Origin of the sequence: Shewanella sp. DNRA4, assembly GCF_012843185.1 — a bacterium.
Taxonomy (GTDB): Bacteria; Pseudomonadota; Gammaproteobacteria; order Enterobacterales; family Shewanellaceae; genus Shewanella; species Shewanella xiamenensis.
The window spans coordinates 195516-219179 of the sequence record NZ_JABAIP010000006.1 but is presented as its reverse complement, the minus strand read 5'-3'; the positions used below and the strand labels follow the sequence as shown (position 1 = coordinate 219179).

Sequence of the window (23664 nt, the reverse complement as noted above, 5' to 3'; positions counted from 1 at the left end):
CAATACGATAAGGCTCCATGATGGAGCCTTATTCTTTTGCGTCTTGACGCTTTTGTATCTGTTGTATTAAAAGTGTTTGGCAATCTTTGGCGCTCAGCGGTTTACTCAGCAGAAAGCCTTGGACTTGATCACAGCCTTGCAGCGCTAAGAAGTTAAGTTGTTCTTGAGTTTCAACCCCTTCTGCCACCACATTCAACTCTAGGCTGTGGGCGAGAGCAATAATCGCGCTGGTAATGGCCGCATCATCGGGGTCGTTGGTTATGTCGCGCACAAACTCGCGGTCAATTTTTAAGGTATCGATAGGGAAACGTTTGAGGTAACTCAAGCTTGAATAGCCAGTACCGAAATCGTCTACAGCAATGGTTAAGCCTAATGCTTTGAGTTTTGAGAGGATATTAACTGACTCCTGTGGGTTGCCCATGATCATCGATTCAGTTAGCTCCAACTCAAGAGCCTGGGCGGGAAGTCCTGATACCGCAAGGGCTACTTCAATGGTTGAGATAATATCGGCCTTTAACTGTCTAGCAGACAAGTTAACGGCCATGGTGATATCGCTAAAACCTAACTCACTCCATTCGGCCAGTTGTTGGCAAGCGTGGTTAATCACCCAATGGCCTATTTGATTGATCATGCCTGTTTCTTCCGCGAGGGGAATAAACTCGGCGGGAGAAATGGGGCCTAATTCTGAATGCTGCCAGCGCAGTAGTGCTTCAAGCCCTGTCAGAGAGCCATTGCGTAGGCAAAACTTAGGTTGATACACCAAGCTTAACTCATTGTGGGCGATTGCTTGTTTTAATCCCGTTTCGAGCAGCATATGGCGAGTCGCCATCTCATTGAGTTTATTGGTATAAAACTGAAAGTTATTTCGCCCGAGAGCCTTAGCATGGTACATGGCGGTATCGGCAAATTTAATTAATGAATCCACATCTACAGCATCATTAGGATAGAGACTGATACCTATCGAAGTGGAGATAGTGAGGGATTTGTCCTCTAATAAGAAGGGCGCTTGAAAGGCTTTGAGCACTTTTTCCGAAATTAACGTCGCCGCTTTAGTTTTCGCCACACCTTCTAGAATAATGGTAAATTCATCACCACCCAAGCGGGCTACGGTATCCCCTTCACGGACGGCGTTTTGTAGCCGGTGGGCTACGGCTTTAAGCAGCAAATCGCCAATGTGGTGCCCCATAGAGTCGTTAATATGCTTAAAACGATCGAGGTCTAAAAACAGTAGGGCGACAATATTATTCGATCTATGTGCTTGAGATATCGCGTGATTAAGCCGGTCTTGGAATAAGGTTCGATTAGGCAGCCCTGTGAGCGTGTCAAAGCTAGCGAGGAAACGTAAATCTTCCTCGGCCTTTTTACGTTCGGTAATATCAGTAAATACCGCCACAAAGTGGCTAGTTTCACCTTTTACGTCAATTACTTGATTTATCTCGAGCCACACCAAAATTGCTCTACGGGCCTTATTGCGGATCCAAATTTCTCCCGCCCAATGTTTATGGCGTAGTAGTTGCTGTTCAATGCTATTAAACAGATCCCGTTGTTTTCTACTATAGGCTAAGTGAATTAAGTATTTATCACTAATCTGCCGCTCTGAATAACCAGTTATATTGCTAAAAGCGGGGTTTACCGAACGGATTCGATAGTCTAATCCTGCCACCACGACGGCTTCATTCATGCTATTTAGCACTTGTGAGGAGAGTACCAGCTCGTTTTCGATCAGCTTGCGCGAGGTAATATCCCGAGTTGTGCCCGTCATACGAATGGGATGGCCCTGCCCATTAGCTTCAACAACTTTACCTCGCTCAAGGATCCAAACCCATTTGTTGGACGAATGCTCAATGCGGTATTCCACTTCAAAGAAGGGAGTGCGTCCTTGTAGGTGTTCGGCTAACTCGTGCCTAAATCTTTCCCTATCTTCAGGATGAGCATTGTCGTGCAGTAGATGGTGACGGTTCCATTGAGGGACAGGTATATCTGTATGCGTCCGGTAAACCTGTTGTTCTTGGATATTCCAGTCCCACATCCCGTCGCCCGAAGCCCAAAGCGCCAGTTTAAGCCGTTCTTCAGATGCACGAATGCTAGTTTCAAACTCTTGTTGTTGGCGACGTTTTTGTTTGCGCCATTTTACTATCCATATCAGTAGAGTCAGTGTCAGTAGAATATAAAGCGCATAGGCCAATTCGGTGCGATAAAAAGGTGCATTGACGGTTAAATCGACCAAAAGCGTATAGTCACCTTGACGGTTGTATTCAAGTGAGTGGCGCACATGGAGCACGTAGTTGCCTGGATCGATATTAGTGAAGGTGATTTCATTGCCTGTCGGTAAATCGTGCCAATGGTTATCAAATCCTTCGAGGAAATAACTAAAGCGGTTTTTTCCTGTATAGCTAAAATCCAGTGAGGTGATTTCAAAGCTCACTAATTGATCTGCGTAGTTCATTACGATTTTCGGCGGATGACTCAGATCTAAAATCGTCTGTTTTTGGCCGGCAATTTTATATGCGGTGAGTGCTACCTTCGCTTCACCCCTTTTGTCAGGTAGGATTTTAGGGTTAAAGCGATTGATGCCATTAATTCCGCCAAACCAGAGATCGCCATCACTGTCTTTAAGTTTTACACCACCGTTAAATTCCAGTGCCTGTAAGCCTTCCTGTTCGTTGAAATTGATAATTTTGTTATTGGTAGGGTTTAATTTTCCAATACCGGCATTGCTACTGAACCAAATATGATGCTCATCGTCCTCTAGCAGAGCGTAAATCGTATCGCTGGGTAGGCCTTGTTCACGGGTATAATTACTAAAAATGGGCAATAAGGTTTGATACGATAGCCGACTAATGCCACCGTGGGTCGCAAACCAAACATCACCATTATTTGCGACTAAGATATCCCTAATGCGGTTATTGATAATACTGTTTTTGTCATGGGGGTCATGGTAAAAAACGTCGCCATGCCCTGTTTGCATATCTAATTTTACTAGTCCATTGAGCGAACCAATCCACAGAATATTATTATTGGCCCTAAGGGTGAGTAACAGGTTTTGTGTAGGATGAAAATTTTCAATGCCTGTTAGCGAAACAGGCGTAAATTCATCATTTACAGTGGATTTCCGATATAGCGCATGGGATGTCGCTACCCAGAGCCTATTTTGATCATCTAACTCTAGACTGCGGATATAGTTCGCTTCTGCTGAGGTGTCTTTGCTATCTGCAACATTGAGTAGGCTAAATTCACCGTTTGGAGCCAGACGCCCTAGTCCATAGTTACTGGCAAACCAGAGTACGCCTTGCTTATCTTGAATAATCGAGCGCAGAGTGAGGTTTAAGTATTGAGTCCCTAACCCTAATGCCTTGGCAAAAAAAGTGCTGTAGTTTTCATATGTTTTACTATTTCGTGCTAACCGCTTAAGGCCAGCGCCTTCTGTTCCTATCCACAGTGCCTGATCTTGGCTGCGGTAAAGGCTACGGACATTATTGCTCTGTTGAGGTAATTCGGTCGTATATTCAAACAGATGCTGAAAATATTGACGGCGAGTGTTGATCTTATTCAATCCAGAATAACTCGCGCCGAGCCATAGATTGCCAAAAGGATCTTCTAGCAGGGATAAGATATTGTTTTCACTGATACTGTTTGTGCGTTTGGGATCAAATTTATGATAAGTGGCAACGAATTGATCCGCCTCTCTTTCTAATTGTATTAAACCAGCTTCAGGTCCGACGACCCAGAATTGTCCTTGGGATGTTTGAACAAAATCTTTGATATAGGGAATATTATTTTCTGCTTGCCAGATGATAGTCCCTTGTTGAGTGGTCAGATCATAGTGCCAGAGCTGATTACCAAGCGCTAAGCTAATTGCTCGACTTGAATTGGCTTTAATCTGATAAGCAATCACATCCTGCGGCACATTCAGCCGCGTAATCGTATTTGCACTTACAGCAAAGGTTCCATTATCCCTGGTTCCTGCGAGTAAATAGGTGTTATCAACATTGGCAAGACTGGTGATGTAAGGTTCAACACTGGTTCCTAGTGAAACTTGGGTTAAGCGTTTTGTTCTTGTGGAAAAAGAAAACAAGCCACTTTGAGTGCCAATCCACAGTGTATTGCCGACAATATTGAGTTTAGTGACCCTGGGATCGGTGAGACCCTGTTCTATGCCAATGCGTTCAAAGGTGCCTGTTTTTAAATTGAGCCGATTTATACCTTGGCTAAAAGTACCTATCCAAAGATAACCTTGGGCATCTTGGATAATATCCGAGATATAACTTTCTGAAATGCTTTGAGGATCATTAGGGGAGTGGATAAAAAGATTGAAGTTGTAACCGTTATAGCTATGGAGTCCATCTTGAGTGCCAATCCACAGCATGCCAGCACTGTCCATAAATAGGCTGGTGATTGTGTTTTGGTTTAACCCTTCTTCACTGCGGATATGCTCAAATTTAAGCTGTGTGTTTGCCGCATTAAGCGGTAATGCCAAGCCTGCGGGAAGCACCGCAACAAAACTGAGAATGCAGAGCACGCTAACGATTAGTCTAAGGATTGGTTGACTCAAAGCTACCCCTATCATTCCCTACTTTTTCCCCAATTTTGGGAGGTATTATTCACGTTACTTTAGGAATGTCGCGTTAAGAATGAGACTGACGCGATCTCAGTTTTAAAATTAAAATAATGGTTAATTTATTCACAGATTTATATAGCGTAAGGTGTTTTTATCAATATCAGCTGTAACCAACGCAAGTTTAGCATTTTTTACCGAATGCCAACATATTGCAGCTCGCAGGGAAGATAAATAAAAAAAGACCTTGCCGGAAGGGGGAGAAGCAAGGCCTTTGGTTGAACTCTATTGATAGGGTGATATCAATCAACTTGGAGATGCGAATCAGTTGTTAGGATTTATACGGTGGGCACGCGTACAAAACCCTCCATCAGCACTCGGGCGCTGCGGCTCATAATGGCTTTAGTCACTGTCCATTCGCCATCTTGTTGTATGGCCTGTGCGCCGACGCGAAGGGTGCCTGAAGGATGGCCAAAACGTACCGCTTCCTTCTCACCACCGCCTGCAGCGAGATTGACTAAAGTGCCGGGAATCGCCGCCGCGGTACCAATCGCTACGGCGGCCGTGCCCATCATCGCATGGTGCAATTTGCCCATGGATAGGGCACGTACCAGAAGATCGATCTCCTCCGCTGCCACCGCTTTGCCGCTGGATGACACATAGCTTTTGGGCTTAGCCACAAACGCTACCTTTGGCGTGTGTTGGCGTGATGCGGCCTCATCAATATGTGTGATAAGTCCCATACGTACGGCGCCATAAGCACGGATGGTCTCAAACTTGGCAAGAGCGGCATTATCGCTGTTGATATCGTCTTGCAGTTCAGTGCCCGAGTAACCTAAGTCCTCGGCATTGATAAAGATGGTTGGAATACCCGCGTTAATCATGGTGGCATTAAAGCTGCCAATACTAGGTACTTCGAGTACATCCACTAAATTACCCGTTGGGAACATGCTGCCACCATCGCCGTCTTCGTCAGCGGCGGGGTTCATAAATTCGATCTGCACTTCGGCGGCGGGGAAGGTCACGCCATCGAGCTCAAAATCGCCTGTCTCTTGCACCATGCCATCGGTAATCGGCACATGGGCAATAATGGTTTTTGCAATATTGGCCTGCCAAATACGCACGGTGCAGATACCGTTTTGCGGGATGCGCGCAGCATCAATCAGCCCATTGCTGATGGCAAAGGCGCCGACGGCGGCGGTCAAGTTGCCGCAATTACCGCTCCAATCCACAAAGGGTTTGTCGATAGACACTTGGCCAAACAGATAGTCAACATCGTGGTCGACTTGGCTGCTTTTAGACAGAATAACCGTCTTGCTGGTGCTGGAAGTTGCGCCGCCCATACCATCAATCTGTTTACCATAGGGGTCGGGACTGCCAATGACGCGCAGCAGTAGTGCATCACGGGCAGGGCCTGGTACTTGGGCTGCTTCGGGTAAATCTTGCAGACGGAAAAATACCCCTTTGCTAGTGCCACCACGCATATAGGTTGCAGCCACTTTAATCTGGGGCGGGAAAAGTTTATTACTCATGCTATTAACTCCAAGGGGAATAGCGAAAAGGTTCGTGTCGATATAGGCGGCAAGCTTGTCGGCATTGCCGCCTTTTAGCGCGAATCTTACTTTAGATTTGACTCTAAAAAATCCTGCGCAAACCGTTGCAGTACGCCGCCAGCAGAGTAGATAGACACTTCTTCAGCGGTATCTAAACGACAGGTCACAGGCACTTCGACACGCTCACCGTTTTTACGGGTGATGATAACGGTGAGATCTGCACGTGGCGCGATATCACCAACAACATCAAACACCTCGGTGCCATCGATGCCGTAGGTGGCGCGATTCTCGCCCGCTTTGAACTCCAGTGGCAACACGCCCATACCGACTAAGTTTGTGCGGTGAATACGCTCAAAGCCTTCAGCTACAATCGCCTCTACACCCGCTAAGCGCACGCCCTTGGCCGCCCAGTCACGGGATGAACCCTGACCATAGTCGGCACCAGCGATAATAATCAGCGGTTGTTTGCGATCCATATAGGTTTCAATGGCTTCCCACATGCGGGTCACTTGGCCTTCTGGCTCGATACGCGCCAGTGAGCCTTGCTTCACCTTGCCATCGACAATTGCCATCTCGTTTTTGAGTTTAGGGTTGGCGAAGGTCGCGCGCTGGGCCGTTAAGTGGTCGCCCCTGTGGGTCGCGTAGGAGTTAAAGTCTTCCTCTGGCAGGCCCATTTTATGTAGGTATTCGCCCGCCGCGCTGTCCATCATAATCGCATTCGATGGCGATAAATGGTCTGTGGTGATGTTGTCACCTAATACCGCCAGTGGGCGCATGCCCTTGAGGGTGCGCTCGCCCGCTAATGCACCTTCCCAATAAGGTGGGCGGCGGATATAGGTTGATTGTGGACGCCAGTCGTACAGTGGGCTGACCTTATCGCCGTAGTCGACGCTCAAATCAAACATGGGCTCGTAGACTTTGCGGAACTGCTCAGGCTTAACGCTTGCCGCAATCACTGCATCGATTTCAGCATCCGTTGGCCAAATATCGATTAAGCGCACAGGCTTGCCGTCTTTATCGAGGCCTAACACATCCTTCTCGATATCGAAACGAATGGTGCCCGCAATTGCATAGGCCACCACTAACGGTGGCGATGCGAGGAAGGCTTGCTTAGCGTAAGGGTGAATACGGCCGTCGAAGTTACGGTTACCGGATAATACGGCGGTGGCGTAAAGATCGCGGTCGATCACTTCCTGCTGAATCACTGGGTCGAGTGCGCCGCTCATACCGTTACAGGTGGTGCAGGCAAAACCGACAATACCGAAGCCTAATGACTCTAGCTCTGGCAGCAAGTTGGCTTCTTCTAAATAGAGTTGTACCGCCTTAGAGCCGGGGGCGAGTGAGGTTTTCACCCAAGGTTTACGGCTTAAGCCTTTGGCATTGGCGTTACGTGCCAGCAGGCCCGCCGCAATTACGTTGCGTGGGTTACTGGTGTTGGTGCAGCTAGTGATGGCCGCAATAATCACTGCACCATCTGGCATGAGGCCTGGCTCGTTTTCAACCACGCCGCTGATGCCGCGCGCGGCCAACTCTGAAGTCGGAACGCGAGCATGGGGATTCGATGGGCCAGCAATGGTACGCACTACCGATGATAGATCAAAATGCAGGGTGCGTGGGTACTCGGCCTGCTTGAGATCATCGCTCCACAAACCTGTGGTCTTGGCATAGGTTTCAACCAGCTTCACTTGCTCGTCGCTACGACCCGTCAGGGTTAAGTAGTCCAGCGTCTGTTGGTCGATATAGAACATGGCGGCGGTTGCGCCAAATTCTGGCGTCATGTTAGAGATAGTCGCGCGATCGCCAAGTGTTAAAGCCTCTGCGCCTTCGCCGAAGAACTCAAGGTAAGAAGAAACCACTTTTTCCTTACGCAGGAATTCGGTCAAGGCTAAAACGATATCGGTAGCGGTGATGCCCGGCTGAGGTTTGCCTGTGAGCTCAACGCCGATAATGTCGGGTAGACGCATGTATGAGGCGCGGCCCAGCATCACGCTTTCGGCCTCAAGTCCACCCACACCGATAGCGATAACGCCCAGCGCATCCACGTGTGGCGTGTGACTGTCGGTGCCCACTAAGGTATCGGGGAATGCCACGCCATCACGGGCATGCACCACGGGTGACATACGCTCCAGGTTGATTTGGTGCATGATGCCGTTACCCTGCGGGATCACATCGATGTTTTTAAAGGCTTTTTGCGTCCAGTTGATAAAGTGAAATCTGTCTTCGTTGCGTCTGTCTTCGATGGCGCGGTTTTTGGCGAAGGCATCTTTATCGAAACCACCGAATTCCACTGCCAGTGAGTGGTCAACAATCAGCTGAGTTGGAACCACAGGGTTAACCTGGGCAGGATCGCCACCCTTAGCGGCAATTGCATCACGCAGACCTGCAAGGTCTACCAGCGCGGTTTGGCCTAAAATATCGTGGCACACCACGCGGGCTGGGAACCATGGGAAATCCAGTTCCTGTTTTGATTCAATAATTTGTTTTAGCGAGTCTGTGAGTGCTTCTGGCTCGCAGCGACGCACTAAGTTTTCCGCTAACACGCGCGAGGTGTAAGGCAATTTCGCATAGGCGCCGGGGGCAATGGCTTCAATGGCTTCGCGGGTATCGAAATAGTCGAGTGCTGTGCCGGGTAAAGGCTTGCGATATTGGGTGTTCATAACAGTGCTCATAACATCATCCATTTCGGAAAATGAAGTCGGCGCGAGACGCACCTTGAGTGAAGTCTCGCGCTAAGTGTGGTCAGTTTTGCTTAACGGTTGGCAATGGGTACCACTTTGCGTGGTGATACACCCACATAGTCGGCACTTGGACGAATAATGCGGTTGTTTGAACGCTGCTCCATCACATGTGCTGCCCAACCCGTTACCCGTGAACAAACGAAGATTGGGGTAAATAACTTGGTTGGAATGCCCATGAAGTGGTAGGCACTGGCGTGGAAGAAGTCAGCGTTACAGAAGAGTTTTTTCTGTTCCCACATCAGGGCTTCACAGGCAACAGATACGCGGTAGAGGCGATCATCGCCGTAATCGGCGGCCAGCTTTTCAGACCATTCTTTGATGATGGCGTTACGTGGGTCTGACTCACGGTAGATGGCGTGACCAAAGCCCATGATCTTCTCTTTACGCTCGAGTTTACCCATCAATACATCGCGGGCATCGGCTTCGTCTTTCATATCTTGGATCAGTTCCATCGCCGCTTCGTTGGCACCACCGTGTAGCGGACCACGCAGTGAGCCGATAGCACCAGTCACGCAGGAATGCATGTCCGACAGAGTCGATGCACATACGCGGGCGGTAAAGGTTGAGGCGTTAAACTCATGCTCTGCATACAGAATTAAGGATACGTCCATCACCTTAGCGTGCAGTGCCGATGGCGCTTTGCCATGCAGCAGGTGCAGGAAGTGAGCACCGATTTGCTCGTCGTTGGTTTCGGTGTCGATGCGTACGCCATCGTGGCTAAAGCGATACCAGTAGCAGATGATCGATGGGAAAGCCGCCAGTAAACGATCGGCGATTTGGCTTTGCTCGCTAAAGCTGTGCTCGGCTTCGAGGTTACCCAGCATAGAACAACCAGTACGCATCACATCCATTGGATGAGCGTCGGCAGGGATGCGCTCTAAGACTTCTTTTAATGCCTGTGGCAGGCCGCGCATGCCCTTAAGTTTGGTCTTATAGGCTTCGAGTTGTGCTGTGGTTGGCAGTTCACCGTAGAGGATGAGGTGAGCGACTTCTTCGAAGGTGGCGTTTTCAGCCAGATCTTTCACATCATAACCGCGGTAGGTCAGGCCGCTGCCCGATACACCTACAGTACTTAGTGCAGTCTCACCCGCGCTCTGGCCACGTAATCCAGCACCACTTAATTTTTTTGCGTCTGACATAATTCTTCCCTTCCGTTAACGCTATGGTTATTGCAGACAGGCTCAATATTAGCCGTCTACCTTTTTGGTTAAAGCTGCATAAATGTTGACTAAATACAGAGTTTTAGCCTTATGTAGGGTTGCAGCATATCGGTGATGCATGAGCCGTTATTTGAGGTCACGGCTCGCGCATCTGGGTATCAGTAACAACGCGAAGCCTAAGCTTCTACTGACGTCCATGGTCTGTACTTATCTTTTACTTATCTTGGCTAAATAATTGATCTAACTTGTCTTCAAAGGCGTGGTAGCCCAAGTACTTATACAAATCCGTACGGGTCTGCATAGTGTCTAAGACATTGCGTTGATGACCATCATTCATCAGCGCTTGCATCACTTTCAGTGCGGCTTGGTTAGCGGCGCGGAAAGTGCCGAGTGGGTAAAGCACCATGTCGGCACCCGCCTGTGCGAGTTCTTCTTTATTGAACAATTGGGTTTGGCCAAATTCGGTCATGTTCGCCAGGATCGGCGCCTTAACCTGGGCCTTGAAGTGACGGTATTGGTCCAGCTCAGTTAAGGCTTCGGCGAAAATCATATCGGCACCCGCGGCGATATAGGCTTTTGCGCGTTCGATACCCGCTTCTAAACCTTCAACGGCAACCGCATCGGTGCGCGCCATGATCACAAAGTTAGGATCAGTGCGGGCATCGACGGCGGCCTTGATACGGTCAACCATTTCCTCGGTACTGACGACCGCTTTGTTGGGTCTGTGGCCACAACGCTTTTGCGACACTTGGTCTTCCATGTGCACGGCAGCTACACCGATTTTCTCAAACTCTTTAATGGTGCGGGCGATGTTGAAGGCGCCGCCCCAACCGGTGTCGATATCGACCAGCAGTGGCAGTTGAGTTGCCGAGGTGATACGACCTGCATCGATTAGCACATCGTTCATCGAGGTCATGCCTAAATCCGGCAAACCGTAGGAGGCGTTTGCGACGCCTGCGCCCGACAGATACAGGGCTTGGAAACCAGTTTGCTCCGCCATCAAGGCGAAATACGCATTGGTGGTGCCAACGATTTGTAAGGGTTTTGAGTTAGCAAGAGCTTGGCGAAAACGTAATCCTGCGCTTTGGGTCATGGTCTTGTCCTTATCCAATTAAAAAGTACTGAATGATCAGTATTCGATGCTTATGGGCTGCGACTTAGCTGATATTGGCTAAGGTTTCTTTCGCGGCGGCGTTAGCTTGTAATTCAATCAAGCGTAATTCGGTATTTTTACGGCCTTGCTCAATATGGCGACGCATCAACAGGCTAGCGAGTTCACCATCACGCTGGGCAATGGCTTCGACTATGCGTCTGTGTTCGGCAATGGCTTTTACTGGGCGGTTCTTATTGGTGCACTGATAGCGATACATCCGCAGCAGATGATAAAGCCCGCCAATTAAGGTTTCTTGCAGATGTTTATTGCCGCTGGCTTGGATGATTTGATAGTGGAAGTCGACATCACCTTCCTCTTGGAAATAGGTATCGCCATTGGCCAGCGCGGTTTCTTGCACCGCGAGTAAGTCTTCTAACTTGGCTAATTGTTCTGGAGTAATACGGCTAGCGGCGAGTTCGCAGGCCATGCCTTCGAGCACGCTACGTAATTGATATAAATCGTTTAACTCGCTCACTGTGAGTTGAGCGACTCGAGCTCCGACATGGGGCGCACGGACTACGAGACGTTGTCTTTCTAAGGTTTGCAGCGCTTCACGGGTCGGGCCTCGGCTGATGCCATATTTTTCGGCGAGGGCTTGCTCGTTGATCTTACAGCCTGCAGGCAGTTCACCCTTGATGATGCTGGTTTGTATTTGCACCAAAATTTGATCGGCTAAAGTGGTCGACGATTTTTCGCTGGCGAGGGATTTCACCTTATTCGTTGGGCTCGTCGAGGCATGGGCCACTGAGCTTTGGGTGTCATCTATGGGGAATATGGTCTCTTGCTTCAACATACTGCGCATCACTCGTTGATTGCTGGATTGTCGACAATGGGTAAAAAATAGTCCCGTTAAATGCCATTGTCAACAATATGTTTGCTTAGACGTAAGTCTATACTTCTGCCGATTTAAGTTTTAATTGCTGTATTTGTTGGTTATTTTGTGTTTTCGTTGATTTTGATAATTTTATCTTCTCTATTATTTAATGGGTAATTGTCGACAATTTTGGTGTTGAGTGATGTCAGATGGTGCGATCAAGCACAGCTTTTACCCCATTGCGACTTATTGAGTACAATGCAGAGAAAGTATTGGTCGGCACTCACAGGGTGAAGGTATAGAGGGGCAAGATGGAGAAAATCCTCATTAGCAGTTGTTTGCTTGGGCAGGCGGTGCGTTATGACGGCGGTCATAATCTGCTGCAAGACGAGTGGATGCAGCGATGGCAGCGAGAAGGGCAGATAGTGGCGTTTTGTCCTGAATGCGCGGGCGGATTACCCACACCAAGGCCTGCGGCCGAGCGTGTTGGCGAGCTAGTGCTAACAGCGCAGGGTGAAGATGTAACAGCGGCTTTTAGGTTGGGAGCACAAAAGGCGCTTGCTTTGGCTCAGGAGCAAGGCATTAAGATAGCGATTTTAAAGGCGCGTAGTCCTTCCTGCGGCAATCAGCACATTTATAATGGCAGTTTCAGTAAGCATTTAATTGCAGGGCGGGGAATGACGGCCGAACTTCTGCTAGCGGCAGGTATGAGTGTGTTTAATGAAACGGAATTAGCAGAAGCGGCAATGAGGCTGGCACAGCTAGAAGTGGAATAAGCGGGCTAGGTCAGCCTAACCCGCTATCGACTCACTTACGTTAGTGAAGCTGTGTGTGGGTGCTGGTGGCACTATCCGTTAGCTGCTGATGTTGCTGCAAGAGTGCAGCAATTTGATCATCTTTTTCCGCCCAAACTTGGTTTAACCAACGCTGAAACTCGACCCGATATTCCGATTCTGAAAAGTAGCGCGTAGCGTCGACTTGCGGTACTGGCAAGGCGCGCACCCGTACAATAATCTTGCGTACTTTGCCGTTCATTACGCCAAATAACACATCGTCTGGCGCATCGGGATACACTACCGTCACATCCAGTAGGTTGGTAAATTGCTCACCCATAGCGGAAAGTGTAAAGGCAATACCACCCGCTTTAGGCCGAAGCAAATGACGGTAAGGCGAATCTTGGCGCTGACGCTTATCTTCGGTAAAGCGGCTGCCCTCAACGTAGTTGATAATTGATGTGGGCATATTTTTAAACTTCTCACAGGCACGGCGAGTGGTTGCTAAATCTTTACCCTTAAGTTTCGGATTTTTCTTGAGTTTTGCCGGGCTGGTTCTGTCCATAAAAGGCATGTCGAGCGCCCAGCAACCTAGGCCCATAATGGGGACATAGATCAGCTCTTTTTTGAGGAAGAATTTCAACATGGGGATATGGTTACGCAGCAGGTAAGTCTGCGCAGCAATATCAAAGCCACTGAGGTGGTTACTGATTAGCAAGTACCAGCTGTTTTTATTGAGCCCTTCAAGTCCTTCAACATCCCACTCGATTTTGGCAATCAAATACAAAATGCCACCATTGCAGGTTGCCCATGCCCACATAAAACGATTCATCAGTCCGGTCACTGCATTGCGTGCGCCTTGAGCTGGCATCAACATTTTCACTAAACCACCAAGGCAAACCAAGGTTCCCCAAAGGGCGGTGTTAATGATCAGCAGGCTCAGACTGAGAATAAACAGCACTGGGCCGGGGAGAAAATTCAACATAGAGGTTTTACCTTACTTCTTGGTCCGCTTGCCCTGCCAATTGGCTGATCACTTGATCTTTAGCGAGCCAAAGTTCATTCAATTGTTCTTGGAAGCTAATTTTAAACTCGCGATCATTCATATAATCGCCACGCATATCCGGCGAAATATCCTTCACTGTTATGTGTACTTTAACCTTTGGCAGCTTGCCTGTCAGGTAGTCCCAATAGCTAGGAATGCTATCTGGATAGTAAATCGTGACATCGACTAGCTTGTGGATCTGTTCTCCCATGGCGGATAGCGCAAAGGCCATGCCGCCCGCTTTAGGTTTTAACAGATGTTGGAACTGTGAGTTTTGTTTTTTATGTTTGGCCTTAGTAAAGCGTGTTCCTTCGACAAAGTTCATCACACTCACTGGCTTAGTCTTAAACTTTGCGCAGGCTTTACGGGTGATCTCGATATCTTTGCCCTTGAGTTTTGGGTTCTTTTTAAGTTGTGCTGTGCTATAGCGGCGCATAAAAGGAAAATCTAATGCCCACCATGCTAGCCCTAACACGGGCACATAAATCAGTTCTTGTTTCAGGAAGAATTTCAAAAACGGGATTCGGCGATTAAATACGCGCTGCAGGATCAAAATATCGACCCAAGACTGATGATTAGCGATCACCATATACCATTCTTTGGTAGAAAATTGGCTATCGCCCGAGAGCTCAATTTGCACTGGGTGCAGCACACGTTCAATCACCCCATTGACGCTTATCCAAGCGCTGGCGCAAAAGTCGAGAAAATAGCTCGTCGCCGTTCTCAACACAGGCAAAGGAATAAGTTTAATGAAGCTGCCCAGAACAATGGGTACAACCCAAAACAGCGTATTCACGACATAGCCTAAGAAAGCTATGCACCCTTTTAATTGTGAAAACAACGTCCCCATTGGCGCCCCCTGATAAAAATTGGAGGCCTATGTTACTCGGTGTCGGCGTTTGGCTCAATCTTAGGGCGGCTGGTCGGGGCATTTGTTAATATTTCGAGTCTCAATACTGTTGGGATAAACGGGCCAATAATTTATCCATAGCCCGATAACCTAAGGCTTGGGCGAGGTGGCGCCTTTCGGTATTGGGGGCCTGCTCAAGGTCGGCAATGGTGCGGGCAACCCGTTGAATACGATGAAAGCTGCGCACGGATAATCCTAACTTGACGACACTCTGTTCTAAAAAAACTAGGTCAGCATCATTGATACCACTAAATTGCTTAAGTTGTTTACCTGATAGTTCGCTGTTTAGCACGCCCGCTCTGGCGAGTTGAATATCGCGGGCGCATTTTACTCGTTTGGCGATTTGATGGCTGGTTTCGCCTTGCGTCGACTGTTGCGTTAGGGTGCCTGCGGGGAGTTTGGGGACTTCGATGGTGAGATCAAATCTATCTATAAACGGGCCAGAGAGTCTGGCGAGATAGCGCTGGATTTGATCGGGTGTAGCTCGATTGGGGCCGTCGATATCGCCGCTCGGGCTGGGGTTCATGGCGGCGATCAATTGAAAGCGGCTTAAAAAGGTCAGTTTTGCCGCCGCGCGGGAGATCACCACTTCACCTGTTTCCATCGGTTCACGCAAACAGTCGAGCACTTTTCTTGGAAATTCAGCGACTTCATCCAGAAATAATACTCCGCGATGGGCCAATGAAATTTCGCCAGGCTTAGGAATACTGCCACCTCCGACTAAGGAAATTGAGGAGCAAGTATGGTGCGGCGCGCGAAATGGTCGCTTAAGAAAGTCCTGCGGTTTGATATTGATGCCCGCGACGGAATGAATTGCAGCCACTTCTAAGGCTTCTTCATAATTGAGTGCAGGTAATAGCGCCATCATGCGGCTGGCTAGCATGGTTTTGCCAGTACCCGGCGGGCCTAGCATTAATAGGTTATGGTTGCCTGCAGCGGCGATTTCAAGTGCTTGTTTAGCTTGGTATTGACCTATCACCTCGCTAAGGCAAGGCGTGGACTGCGCCGGCTCATCCGAGATCCATTCGAGCTGCTGCTCCAGCATGGGGAGTGGCGCTTGTCCATGGAGAAACGCCGCTAAACTTTGCAAATGGGAGCCAAAGTAGACCTTAGGATAACCAACTAACTCGGCATCGTGGCGATTATCGAGTGGCAGAATTAACTGATTATTATGGCGTTTAGCCGCAATGATTGCTGGTAGCAATCCTTGGCAGTGGCGGATTTGCCCTGAGAGGGCAAGTTCGCCGACAAATTCGGTATCCTTAAGGCTTGTGTGGGGGATTTGCTCTGAAGCAGCCAAAATGCCGATGGCGATAGGTAAATCGTAGCGGCCGCCTTGCTTGGGTAAATCCGCAGGCGCGAGATTAACGGTTATTCGCCGCATCGGAAACTCGAACCCCGCATTGATCAAGGCGCTGCGTACCCGCTCGCGGGCTTCTTTGACAGAGGCTTCTGGCAAACCCACCAGATTAAAAGCCGGCAGGCCATTACTGAGATGCACTTCAACCGTGACTTCGGGTGCTTCAACTCCACAACTGGCTCGGGTATGTACGCAGGCTATCGCCATAAACAAATCCTTTTGTTGATCTTTTGAGCAGAGTTTGAGTGTAGCAGTAATTAACGCAAGGAGTTTTCTATCGCCTAGGTTGTTGCTTGTCTCATGAGTAAGTCCTTTGCTCTGAGTTTGCGGTTCCTGTAATAGCTTTGGCAATTTGCCATATTGGACGATAGCAAATAGTTGATAGAAATGATAAAAAGCCAATATTGGAGTCGTGAGGTCAATATGGATATGTTATTAGCAGAAAATTCCCCCATTCGTCGGCAGTTGCTCAAGCAAAAGCTGGCACAGTTTAAAGACCCCAACCTTGCCAACGTGCTCTCGGCGTTTATTCGCAGTAGTGTCGATCTCTATCCCAGTGCAAGCGAAGACTATAACCAGTTAGGTAACAGCCGATTGGGTGGATTGCCGGATTTACCTGTAGGCATGGATTATCCGGTGACTTTGGTCGGAAGGGAGGAGATGCTGGATGCTTACGCTGAGGAATTCGACCATACTCGCGAGTATATCGAGGAGCATTATGGGTGGTCGCAAGATTGGGACTGGGACGAGGCGGCGCAGGCCTTCCGTGTACCCATGCAATTTATTGCACAAATCAATTGTAGCGACCTGAAGGCGTTTCAATCTTATTTGCCCCGAGAAGGGCGATTGTTGTTCTTTTTGGAGCGCTGGCGATTCTCGGAAATGCTTCGCGGCCATGTTTATTATGTCGCTGAAGATCAGCAACTGAACTCTGGGAAAGCGATTGCCGAACTTAAGTTCGACGATGCGGTATGTGCAAACTATGAGTATGAAGAGGCTTATCAACTTCAGGGAGTTGCCAGCATTAAGATGATAGCCCCTGACATGATTAATAGTGACAACCCGCATTTAGTAAAGTTAGCCAAGGCACGTTTACAAGCGCTACCAGAACCGCAACAAGCCATGGTGCTGGAGGCCATAGAGGTTGTGGATGATGAATTGGTACCAGAGTGGCAAGATCAGCTCTATTTCTTTGATCTAATCAAAATGAATAAACACGGGTTAATCCCCGGTCAGATTTTCACTCAAGCACAATGGTCTGCGCTACCCGAGTGGCAGTCATCTAACTTGCAGGCATTGCTCGTCCCCGAGCAGCCGCTGCCGTATTACGATGGTATCGCTAGCATTAATGGCCATGGTGATAGCCGCTATAAAGCCCCCGAACTCCACGCTGCGGCAGAGTTAGGCGGTAATGCCGAAGATTATCTGGTGCTGTTCAAAGCCGTCTATAGTGAGCACTCAATGCAGTTGAATTTTATTATCCACCGAGACGATCTCGCATTGGGTAAATTCGAGCGCATTTACTGCATTTATGACAACTAGCTGAGCTATAACCAACCTTTTTGTTTGGCAATGCGGGCGGCATCGATTCGGTTGCTCGCATTGAGTTTGGCAATGGCTTCGGATAAATAGTTACGTACCGTGCCTTCGGCAATAAACAGCATCTCGGCTATCTCTGCGGTGGATTTGCCTTCACTGGCAAAACGTAGGGCGCGGCGTTCTTTATCATTGAGGGGGTCGACATCGCCAATTGCCATCATGGCTAACTCAGGATCGATAACGCGTTTACCCGCCATCACTTGTTGAATTGAACTGACGAGGGTTTCTGAGGGCGCATCTTTTAGCAAAAATCCACCGACACCCGCTTCGATAGCGCGTTTAATGTAACCCGCGCGGCCAAAAGTTGTGATCACCACCACTTTGGTTTGGCTATGTTGCTCCTTTAGCCAAGCGGCTAGCTCCAAACCTGTTCGTCCCGGCATTTCAATATCCGTCAGTAACAGGTCAAAATGCTGCTGTTTGAGGAGGCTTAACGCTTCGTCGCCATCACTGGCCTGAGTAATAGTAAAACCGCCAGCAAGGGTTAGCAGTGCCGCTAGTGCGCCGCGCACCATGGCTTGATCTTCTGCCAATAGAATCTTCATTAATCTGTTGCTCCCTGCAAAGGTAAAGTAACGCTAAAGGCATATCCCTGCTCAAGATTATAGCGTAAATGACCTCCGAGGCTATCGAGACGTTCACGGATACCTGTTAGCCCATTTCCTTCGATAAAAGGTCTTGCTAAGGCATTATCTTTAACCTCGACATTAAGGGTATTTGCCTGCTCACTAAATTGAATGCTGCATTGGCTCGCGTTGCTGTGGCGCAAAATATTATTCACGAGTTCAGTTAAAATCAGCACAAGTTGGCTTTCTGTTCTGGCGGGCAGTTTTGGTAATTCACCAATTAACTCAACGTAGATGCCTTTGTCCCTGAGTGAATGACATAGCTGGGTGATGCAACTTGCTAAGCCTTTGTGTTTATAGTCTGAGATGGTATGCCTTATTTGGCTCAAGCTTTCCCGCGCAATTTGTCCTAGCTCTTGTAGTTGAGTCGTTGCAAGTTGATATTCTTGTTTCGCCAGTAGTTTTTCGGCCAATTCAGCCTTTAGCGCAATCGATGACAAACTGTGCCCCATAATATCGTGCAAGTCTCTGGCGATACGCTCCCGTTCAACCATAGTGGCTAAGGTGCTGATCTCTTTGGCGCTTTGTCGCTCCTTCAATCTATGCTGGTAACGTCTTCGCTCTGCTTTACCGAGCATACCAACCCCTAATACTAAGGCTGAGCCGTACATTGGAAAATAGTAGCTATTGAATTGACTAACGTAGTTGAGCAAGAACAGTGTAACGAGTATCCCGAGCCAGCATAACAAGCTAACTCTAAAGGAATAAAAGAAACCAATAAAGAAACTGGCAAAGGTAAAGAGTGAGATGGACCCGGGATTAATAGGGGTAATGGCTATAGCAAGTACTAACATGCCGATAATAGGCCGATGGGCGCTGCGGAAATTACTGCGATAGGTCCCAAAATAGCAGTAAATAAAGGGAACCAGCACGGCTAAAATTAAGATAATTTGCCAGCTAGGATAAGGCGTAATAAACAGCGGTATCAGATAAAACGCGAGGTTTATTAAGTACACCCATGCGAGCTTTCGTTCAAGTTGTAGGGGGTTATTTGTCATATCGCTTCGCCTAAGATCCATTTTGCGGCTGCTGAGAGTAGGATTGGCCGTAAACATTAGCCAATCCTTTCGCCTTTTCTGGGGTTATTTTGCACTTATTTGCTGATTTTTCTGAAGTAAAAACTTAGCCCAACCATAATCTTTTTCCACTTGCAGTGCCTGTTGCCAATCTTCCATCGCGCCTTGGATATCCCCCAATTCTTGTTTGGCCAGTCCGCGCCAAGTGTAAGCTTCGGCCTCACCCCAGCAAATGTTCTCGCAAGGTTGATTAAATCGCTCAATGGCGCTGCTGGCGAGCGTCTTGGCAACTTGCATGCTGCCCCCAAACATTGCTGGCGTATTATAGGCGGCAATCGCTTTCACTAATGCGACCCGCGGATTAAGCGGTGCCAGCTGTTCGGCCTGAGCAATGGCGTTAGCTGATTTGATCCCAAGCTCAGCGCCTTTGCTGTTATCCAAGGCGATTTGCATACCATACACGGATGATAATAGTGCTAGGGATTCGGCATCGGCTTGACTATTGGTTAAGATTTCTAAGCTCGCTTGAGCCGAAGCTAAGGCATTATCTGCTATGGTTTTTTGTCCCATCACATTGGCGCTGATGGCTAAACGATAGTTGGCATAAGCCGCCTCGTAATCTTGAGTGGCAGTGCTGAGCTGTTGCAATTTATCAATATTCAGTGTGTTAGCCGCTTTGTCTGCCTCAGCGATATTGGGGCTAGAGTTCGAAGCCGCGAACGCTGGCACGCAGGCGAGGGCAAGGCTTGATAGCAGTAAAAGTGTTTTCATGGTATTTCCTTATTGAAGAGATTGCCCATTGCTTGGGTACGGCTTCATTATCAGAAATCCCTCGACACGATTGCAGGCACAAAGGTCATCAATTAGGCATGACATATGTCATTCTTTAATGGCTACATAGCAAAACACCGGAGTGGCTCCGGTGTTTTAGTAAGCGAAGGTGAACGCGTAAATCGTTAGACTACCGCTTGGCTGCTAGCTTGGTTAACGAGGTAAACCATGTAGCCTAAGTAAGCGATAAGCAGCGTGGCACCTTCGCGGCGACCAATTCGTAGGCCAGACCAAGCAAAGGGTAAAAGGATTACGGCTAACGCTAGCATGACAATAAAGTCTAAGGGTTGGAAACCAAGCCCAGATACAGGATAAACGACGGCGGTCACGCCAAGAATACCTAATATATTAAATATATTTGACCCAACGATATTACCAATAGCAATATCGCTTTCGCCTTTGAGTGCCGCTAAAACCGAGGTCACTAGCTCTGGCATGCTGGTACCGATAGCGACAATAGTCAGGCCGATAATGACTTCACTAACACCAAATACTTTGGCTAAATCAACAGCGCCATTCACAAATAAAATGCCACCGCCGACTAACATTCCGATGCCGACAATAATAAACGCGATTGAAAGCAATGGATTTTTAGGACCTTCTTCAATCACTTCACCATCGGCATCAGTAGTATTTTTGGCGCTGAAATAGCTGAAAACCAAGTAGCCGACAAGGAGTGATAATAAAATGATGCCGTCAATCAGGCTGAGTTCGCCATCTAGCAATAATCCCCAAAACAGCATAGAAGCGAGGATCATCAGTGGAATATCCCGTTTTACCATCTGCGATTGAACTTGGATCGGGCGAATAAGCGCAGTAATTGCCAAAATTAAGCCAATGTTGGCGATGTTAGAGCCAATCACGTTACCCAGTGCAATGCCGCTATTGCCTGCCAAGGCTGACTTTACGCTTACCGCAAGCTCTGGTGCGCTGGTACCGAAAGCCACAATCGTTAAGCCGATCACCAGCGGCGTAATCCCAAGACGAAGTGCAATGGAGCTTGCGCCACGGACTAAGGCCTCTGCGCCTAAGGTTAAAATAATAAAGCCGCCGATAATTGAAAGTGCAATAAGCATTTTGGACTCTGTTAAACCTGATTGAGTGAATTAATTTAAGGTGTATCACCTTACGCTGATAGGCGCACATGATACGTGTTTTTAATTTGCTTTGACAGAATATGTCATAAAAAAGCACGCCGAAGAGCGTGCTTTAATCATAACGGTGCGCTTTGACGTTATTTTGCGACTAACTCATCTTCCCAGCGTACTTGAGCACCACGGATCCCGTCCACCCTTTCGCTAAAGGCTTTCTCAAGCACGTGGCGCTTGATCTTCAGTGTGGGGGTTAATACATCGTTTTCGATGGTCCAAGGTTCACTCACCACCACAATGGCATCCACATGTTCGTGGGATTCTAAATGTGGATTCACACTATCGAGTGTCGCTTTAAGGGAAGCGCGTACTTCTTCACGGGCTTGTAGGTTAGCTCCCTCAGAGAGTTGCACTAGGGCTACAGGGTGCGGCAAACCAGAGCCAATAACACAAATCAGCTCCACATGGGGATCCTGCGCGAGCTTACGCTCAATGGGCACTGGGGCGACGTATTTACCTTTGGCGGTTTTAAAGTTGTCCTTCACCCGGCCGGTGATAGTCACACAACCATCGGCATCGATGGCGCAGAGATCGCCGGTATGGAAGAAACCATCAGCATCGAAGGCCGCCGCGGTGGCTTCAGGTTGCAGATAATAGGCGGTCATTAGGCCTGGGCTCTTAATGAGTAGCTCGCCATCTTCACCTTGGCGGATTTGGCAATCCTGCACGGGTTTACCCACAGTGCCGATTTTACGCGCATCGAAAGGGTAGTTGATGATGGAGTAAGCACAGTTTTCTGTCATGCCCCAAGCCTCACAAATATCCAGCCCAATACTGTGATACCAGTGGATGAGTGAGGGTGGAATAGGCGCTGAGCCAGAGCCGAGTAAACGGCAATGGTTGAGTCCTAAGCCCTTATGGATCTTGTGTTTTACTAGGCTGCTAATCAGTGGAATTTTTAGCAATAGATTGAGTTTGCCAACACCAATCTTGTCGATAATGTTCTTTTGGAACAGGCTCCACAGGCGTGGAACGGAGAAAAACACCGTTGGTTTAGCGCGCTGCACATCCGCAACGAAGGAGTCTAAGCTTTCGACGAAGGCGACTGTGCTGCCGGAATAAAAGGATGAGCCTTCAATCGCCACGCGCTCGGTAATATGGGCTAACGGTAAGTAGGACAATAATCTATCTTTACCATCTGTACGTAGATCGCGCACCACCGCTTGGCAAGTCCAACCATAGCTAGCATAGGTTTGAATCGCACCTTTAGGTTGACCCGTTGAGCCCGAGGTATAAATCAGCGTCATTATCTGATCGGGTTCGGGTAATGGCGCTTCAATCAATGGGTTGCCCATATTGAGCAATTGTTCCCATTGATATTGAGCTGGCATGGTGTCGTAGGGCATGGCGAGACGCAGCAATTCGCCGCCGACACCGGCTTCTTGATCGGCCCAATGATCGAGCTTACCGAGGACAATCGCTTTAGCCCCACTATGCTGCAATACATAGCGAATGGTATCTGGATTCGCAGTCGGATAAATAGGAACGCTGATATAGCCGCCGTGCATCAGGGCGAGGTCGGTGATAAACCATTCGGCACAGTTTTTAGACAGAACGGCAATCTTATCGCCCGGCTCTAAGCCTAAATGACGCAACGCGCCAGCAAGTTGTTGGACTTTTTCTTGTACTTCATTCCAAGTGAAATCAAGGTATTGCCCCTTGATTGGCTGGCGCAAATAAATCTCATCCCCACGCGTATTCGCCCAGTGCGCCAGCATTTCAATTGGCGTCTTAATCGCTTTATCCATAGGCAATTCCCTGTTCTTTATTGTTATTTTCACCCCAACATAGGTGCCCAGTATGGCGAGTTTTGTGAGGCCGCGCAAATAGTTTGCAAGATTGTAAAATCACTAAATCTGCAAAACAGCCTAATGGGCGAGTATGAAATGAAAATGAACTTAATCACAGGTCAGAGCAGGAGCCGCAGGGCGCATTAGGCAATAAAAAAGGCGCCTAAGCGCCTTTCATATCGGTTGAAGCTTACAGCTCCATCACGCCATCCATTTCGACTTGCGAATCTTTGGGTAACTGCTTCACGCCAATAGCGGCGCGAGCTGGGTAAGGCTGGCTGAAGTAACGGCTCATGATTTCGTTCACTTTTGCGAAGTGGCTTAAATCCGTCAGGAAGATATTGAGCTTAACGATATCGTTGATTGTGCCGCCGGCTGCGGTACAAACGGCCGTTAAGTTTTCAAACACTTGCACAACTTGCGCCTCAAAATCATCGCTCACGATTTGCATTGTGCTTGGCACCAGTGGGATTTGGCCGGATAAATATACTGTGTTGCCGACTTTAACCGCTTGAGAATAAGTGCCAATTGCCGCTGGGGCGTTTTCGGTCGCGATAATGATTTTTTCTGCCATGACGCTCTCTCTAAAG

The 23664-nt window shown here is 48.4% G+C and carries 17 protein-coding genes; 2 read left to right on the top strand and 15 right to left on the bottom strand.

What is annotated here, in order from left to right:
• Positions 1-28 precede the first annotated feature (28 nt).
• From HG547_RS08640 to HG547_RS08615, 6 genes are all read right to left on the bottom strand, one after another.
• Positions 29-4567 (bottom strand): EAL domain-containing protein, encoded by a 4539-nt coding sequence (locus HG547_RS08640; RefSeq protein ID WP_169547620.1) that lies wholly within the window; start codon positions 4565-4567, stop codon positions 29-31.
• 326 nt (positions 4568-4893) lie between these two features.
• Positions 4894-6087, bottom strand: coding sequence for a 2-methylaconitate cis-trans isomerase PrpF (gene prpF / locus HG547_RS08635; protein ID WP_169547619.1), 1194 nt, complete (start codon positions 6085-6087; stop codon positions 4894-4896).
• 86 nt (positions 6088-6173) lie between these two features.
• Positions 6174-8777, bottom strand: a complete 2604-nt coding sequence (gene acnD, locus HG547_RS08630; RefSeq protein ID WP_169547618.1) for a Fe/S-dependent 2-methylisocitrate dehydratase AcnD — start codon at positions 8775-8777, stop codon at positions 6174-6176.
• A gap of 80 nt (positions 8778-8857) precedes the next feature.
• On the bottom strand, positions 8858-9985 hold the full coding sequence (gene prpC, locus HG547_RS08625) for a 2-methylcitrate synthase (protein ID WP_169547617.1): 1128 nt from the start codon (positions 9983-9985) through the stop codon (positions 8858-8860).
• A 235-nt stretch (positions 9986-10220) separates the two neighbouring features.
• Entirely contained in the window at positions 10221-11099 is an 879-nt protein-coding gene (gene prpB, locus HG547_RS08620) for a methylisocitrate lyase (protein ID WP_144375679.1), read from the bottom strand.
• A gap of 64 nt (positions 11100-11163) precedes the next feature.
• A complete protein-coding gene (locus HG547_RS08615) occupies positions 11164-11952 on the bottom strand; it encodes a GntR family transcriptional regulator (protein WP_169547616.1) in 789 nt (262 codons plus the stop codon).
• Positions 11953-12284: 332 nt separating this feature from the next.
• On the opposite strand from HG547_RS08615, the gene HG547_RS08610 reads away from it, so the two are divergent.
• A complete protein-coding gene (locus HG547_RS08610) occupies positions 12285-12749 on the top strand; it encodes a DUF523 domain-containing protein (RefSeq protein ID WP_169547615.1) in 465 nt (154 codons plus the stop codon).
• A gap of 40 nt (positions 12750-12789) precedes the next feature.
• Here HG547_RS08610 and HG547_RS08605 read toward each other — a convergent pair whose 3' ends face one another.
• The 3 genes from HG547_RS08605 to HG547_RS08595 all read right to left on the bottom strand — a co-directional run bounded on the left by HG547_RS08605 (position 12790) and on the right by HG547_RS08595 (position 16268).
• Positions 12790-13731 carry an acyltransferase gene (locus HG547_RS08605; RefSeq protein ID WP_037431237.1) on the bottom strand — a complete coding sequence of 314 codons (942 nt, stop codon included), beginning with the start codon at positions 13729-13731 and terminating at the stop codon, positions 12790-12792.
• A 7-nt stretch (positions 13732-13738) separates the two neighbouring features.
• A complete protein-coding gene (locus HG547_RS08600) occupies positions 13739-14641 on the bottom strand; it encodes an acyltransferase (RefSeq protein ID WP_169547614.1) in 903 nt (300 codons plus the stop codon).
• A 100-nt stretch (positions 14642-14741) separates the two neighbouring features.
• Positions 14742-16268, bottom strand: a complete 1527-nt coding sequence (locus HG547_RS08595; RefSeq protein ID WP_169547613.1) for a YifB family Mg chelatase-like AAA ATPase — start codon at positions 16266-16268, stop codon at positions 14742-14744.
• A 216-nt stretch (positions 16269-16484) separates the two neighbouring features.
• Between HG547_RS08595 and HG547_RS08590 the strand changes: the two genes are divergently transcribed.
• A complete protein-coding gene (locus tag HG547_RS08590; RefSeq protein WP_169547612.1) occupies positions 16485-17603 on the top strand; it encodes a DUF1963 domain-containing protein in 1119 nt (372 codons plus the stop codon).
• Between the two features lie 5 nt (positions 17604-17608).
• Here HG547_RS08590 and HG547_RS08585 read toward each other — a convergent pair whose 3' ends face one another.
• From HG547_RS08585 to HG547_RS08560, 6 genes are all read right to left on the bottom strand, one after another.
• Positions 17609-18205, bottom strand: a complete 597-nt coding sequence (locus HG547_RS08585) for a response regulator transcription factor (RefSeq protein ID WP_169547611.1) — start codon at positions 18203-18205, stop codon at positions 17609-17611.
• On the bottom strand, positions 18205-19284 hold the full coding sequence (locus tag HG547_RS08580) for a sensor histidine kinase (RefSeq protein WP_169547610.1): 1080 nt from the start codon (positions 19282-19284) through the stop codon (positions 18205-18207). Before HG547_RS08580 ends, HG547_RS08585 begins: the two co-directional genes overlap by 1 nt.
• Positions 19285-19368: 84 nt before the next feature.
• On the bottom strand, positions 19369-20073 hold the full coding sequence (locus HG547_RS08575; protein WP_037426427.1) for a hypothetical protein: 705 nt from the start codon (positions 20071-20073) through the stop codon (positions 19369-19371).
• A 185-nt stretch (positions 20074-20258) separates the two neighbouring features.
• Entirely contained in the window at positions 20259-21209 is a 951-nt protein-coding gene (locus tag HG547_RS08570) for a calcium/sodium antiporter (protein WP_169547609.1), read from the bottom strand.
• Between the two features lie 158 nt (positions 21210-21367).
• Positions 21368-23032 carry an AMP-binding protein gene (locus tag HG547_RS08565; protein ID WP_055647873.1) on the bottom strand — a complete coding sequence of 555 codons (1665 nt, stop codon included), beginning with the start codon at positions 23030-23032 and terminating at the stop codon, positions 21368-21370.
• A 232-nt stretch (positions 23033-23264) separates the two neighbouring features.
• On the bottom strand, positions 23265-23648 hold the full coding sequence (locus tag HG547_RS08560) for a RidA family protein (RefSeq protein WP_011070722.1): 384 nt from the start codon (positions 23646-23648) through the stop codon (positions 23265-23267).
• Between the last annotated feature and the right edge of the window lie 16 nt (positions 23649-23664).

Excerpts from the sequence above, each read along its gene's own strand:
- HG547_RS08640 (WP_169547620.1), bottom strand. The coding sequence starts at position 4,567 with ATGATAGGGGTAGCTTTGAGTCAACCAATCCTTAGACTAATCGTTAGC.
- prpF (WP_169547619.1), bottom strand. The coding sequence starts at position 6,087 with ATGAGTAATAAACTTTTCCCGCCCCAGATTAAAGTGGCTGCAACCTAT.
- acnD (WP_169547618.1), bottom strand. The coding sequence starts at position 8,777 with ATGAGCACTGTTATGAACACCCAATATCGCAAGCCTTTACCCGGCACA.
- prpC (WP_169547617.1), bottom strand. The coding sequence starts at position 9,985 with ATGTCAGACGCAAAAAAATTAAGTGGTGCTGGATTACGTGGCCAGAGC.
- prpB (WP_144375679.1), bottom strand. The coding sequence starts at position 11,099 with ATGACCCAAAGCGCAGGATTACGTTTTCGCCAAGCTCTTGCTAACTCA.
- HG547_RS08615 (WP_169547616.1), bottom strand. The coding sequence starts at position 11,952 with ATGTTGAAGCAAGAGACCATATTCCCCATAGATGACACCCAAAGCTCA.
- HG547_RS08610 (WP_169547615.1), top strand. The coding sequence starts at position 12,285 with ATGGAGAAAATCCTCATTAGCAGTTGTTTGCTTGGGCAGGCGGTGCGT.
- HG547_RS08605 (WP_037431237.1), bottom strand. The coding sequence starts at position 13,731 with ATGTTGAATTTTCTCCCCGGCCCAGTGCTGTTTATTCTCAGTCTGAGC.
- HG547_RS08600 (WP_169547614.1), bottom strand. The coding sequence starts at position 14,641 with ATGGGGACGTTGTTTTCACAATTAAAAGGGTGCATAGCTTTCTTAGGC.
- HG547_RS08595 (WP_169547613.1), bottom strand. The coding sequence starts at position 16,268 with ATGGCGATAGCCTGCGTACATACCCGAGCCAGTTGTGGAGTTGAAGCA.
- HG547_RS08590 (WP_169547612.1), top strand. The coding sequence starts at position 16,485 with ATGGATATGTTATTAGCAGAAAATTCCCCCATTCGTCGGCAGTTGCTC.
- HG547_RS08585 (WP_169547611.1), bottom strand. The coding sequence starts at position 18,205 with ATGAAGATTCTATTGGCAGAAGATCAAGCCATGGTGCGCGGCGCACTA.
- HG547_RS08580 (WP_169547610.1), bottom strand. The coding sequence starts at position 19,284 with ATGACAAATAACCCCCTACAACTTGAACGAAAGCTCGCATGGGTGTAC.
- HG547_RS08575 (WP_037426427.1), bottom strand. The coding sequence starts at position 20,073 with ATGAAAACACTTTTACTGCTATCAAGCCTTGCCCTCGCCTGCGTGCCA.
- HG547_RS08570 (WP_169547609.1), bottom strand. The coding sequence starts at position 21,209 with ATGCTTATTGCACTTTCAATTATCGGCGGCTTTATTATTTTAACCTTA.
- HG547_RS08565 (WP_055647873.1), bottom strand. The coding sequence starts at position 23,032 with ATGGATAAAGCGATTAAGACGCCAATTGAAATGCTGGCGCACTGGGCG.
- HG547_RS08560 (WP_011070722.1), bottom strand. The coding sequence starts at position 23,648 with ATGGCAGAAAAAATCATTATCGCGACCGAAAACGCCCCAGCGGCAATT.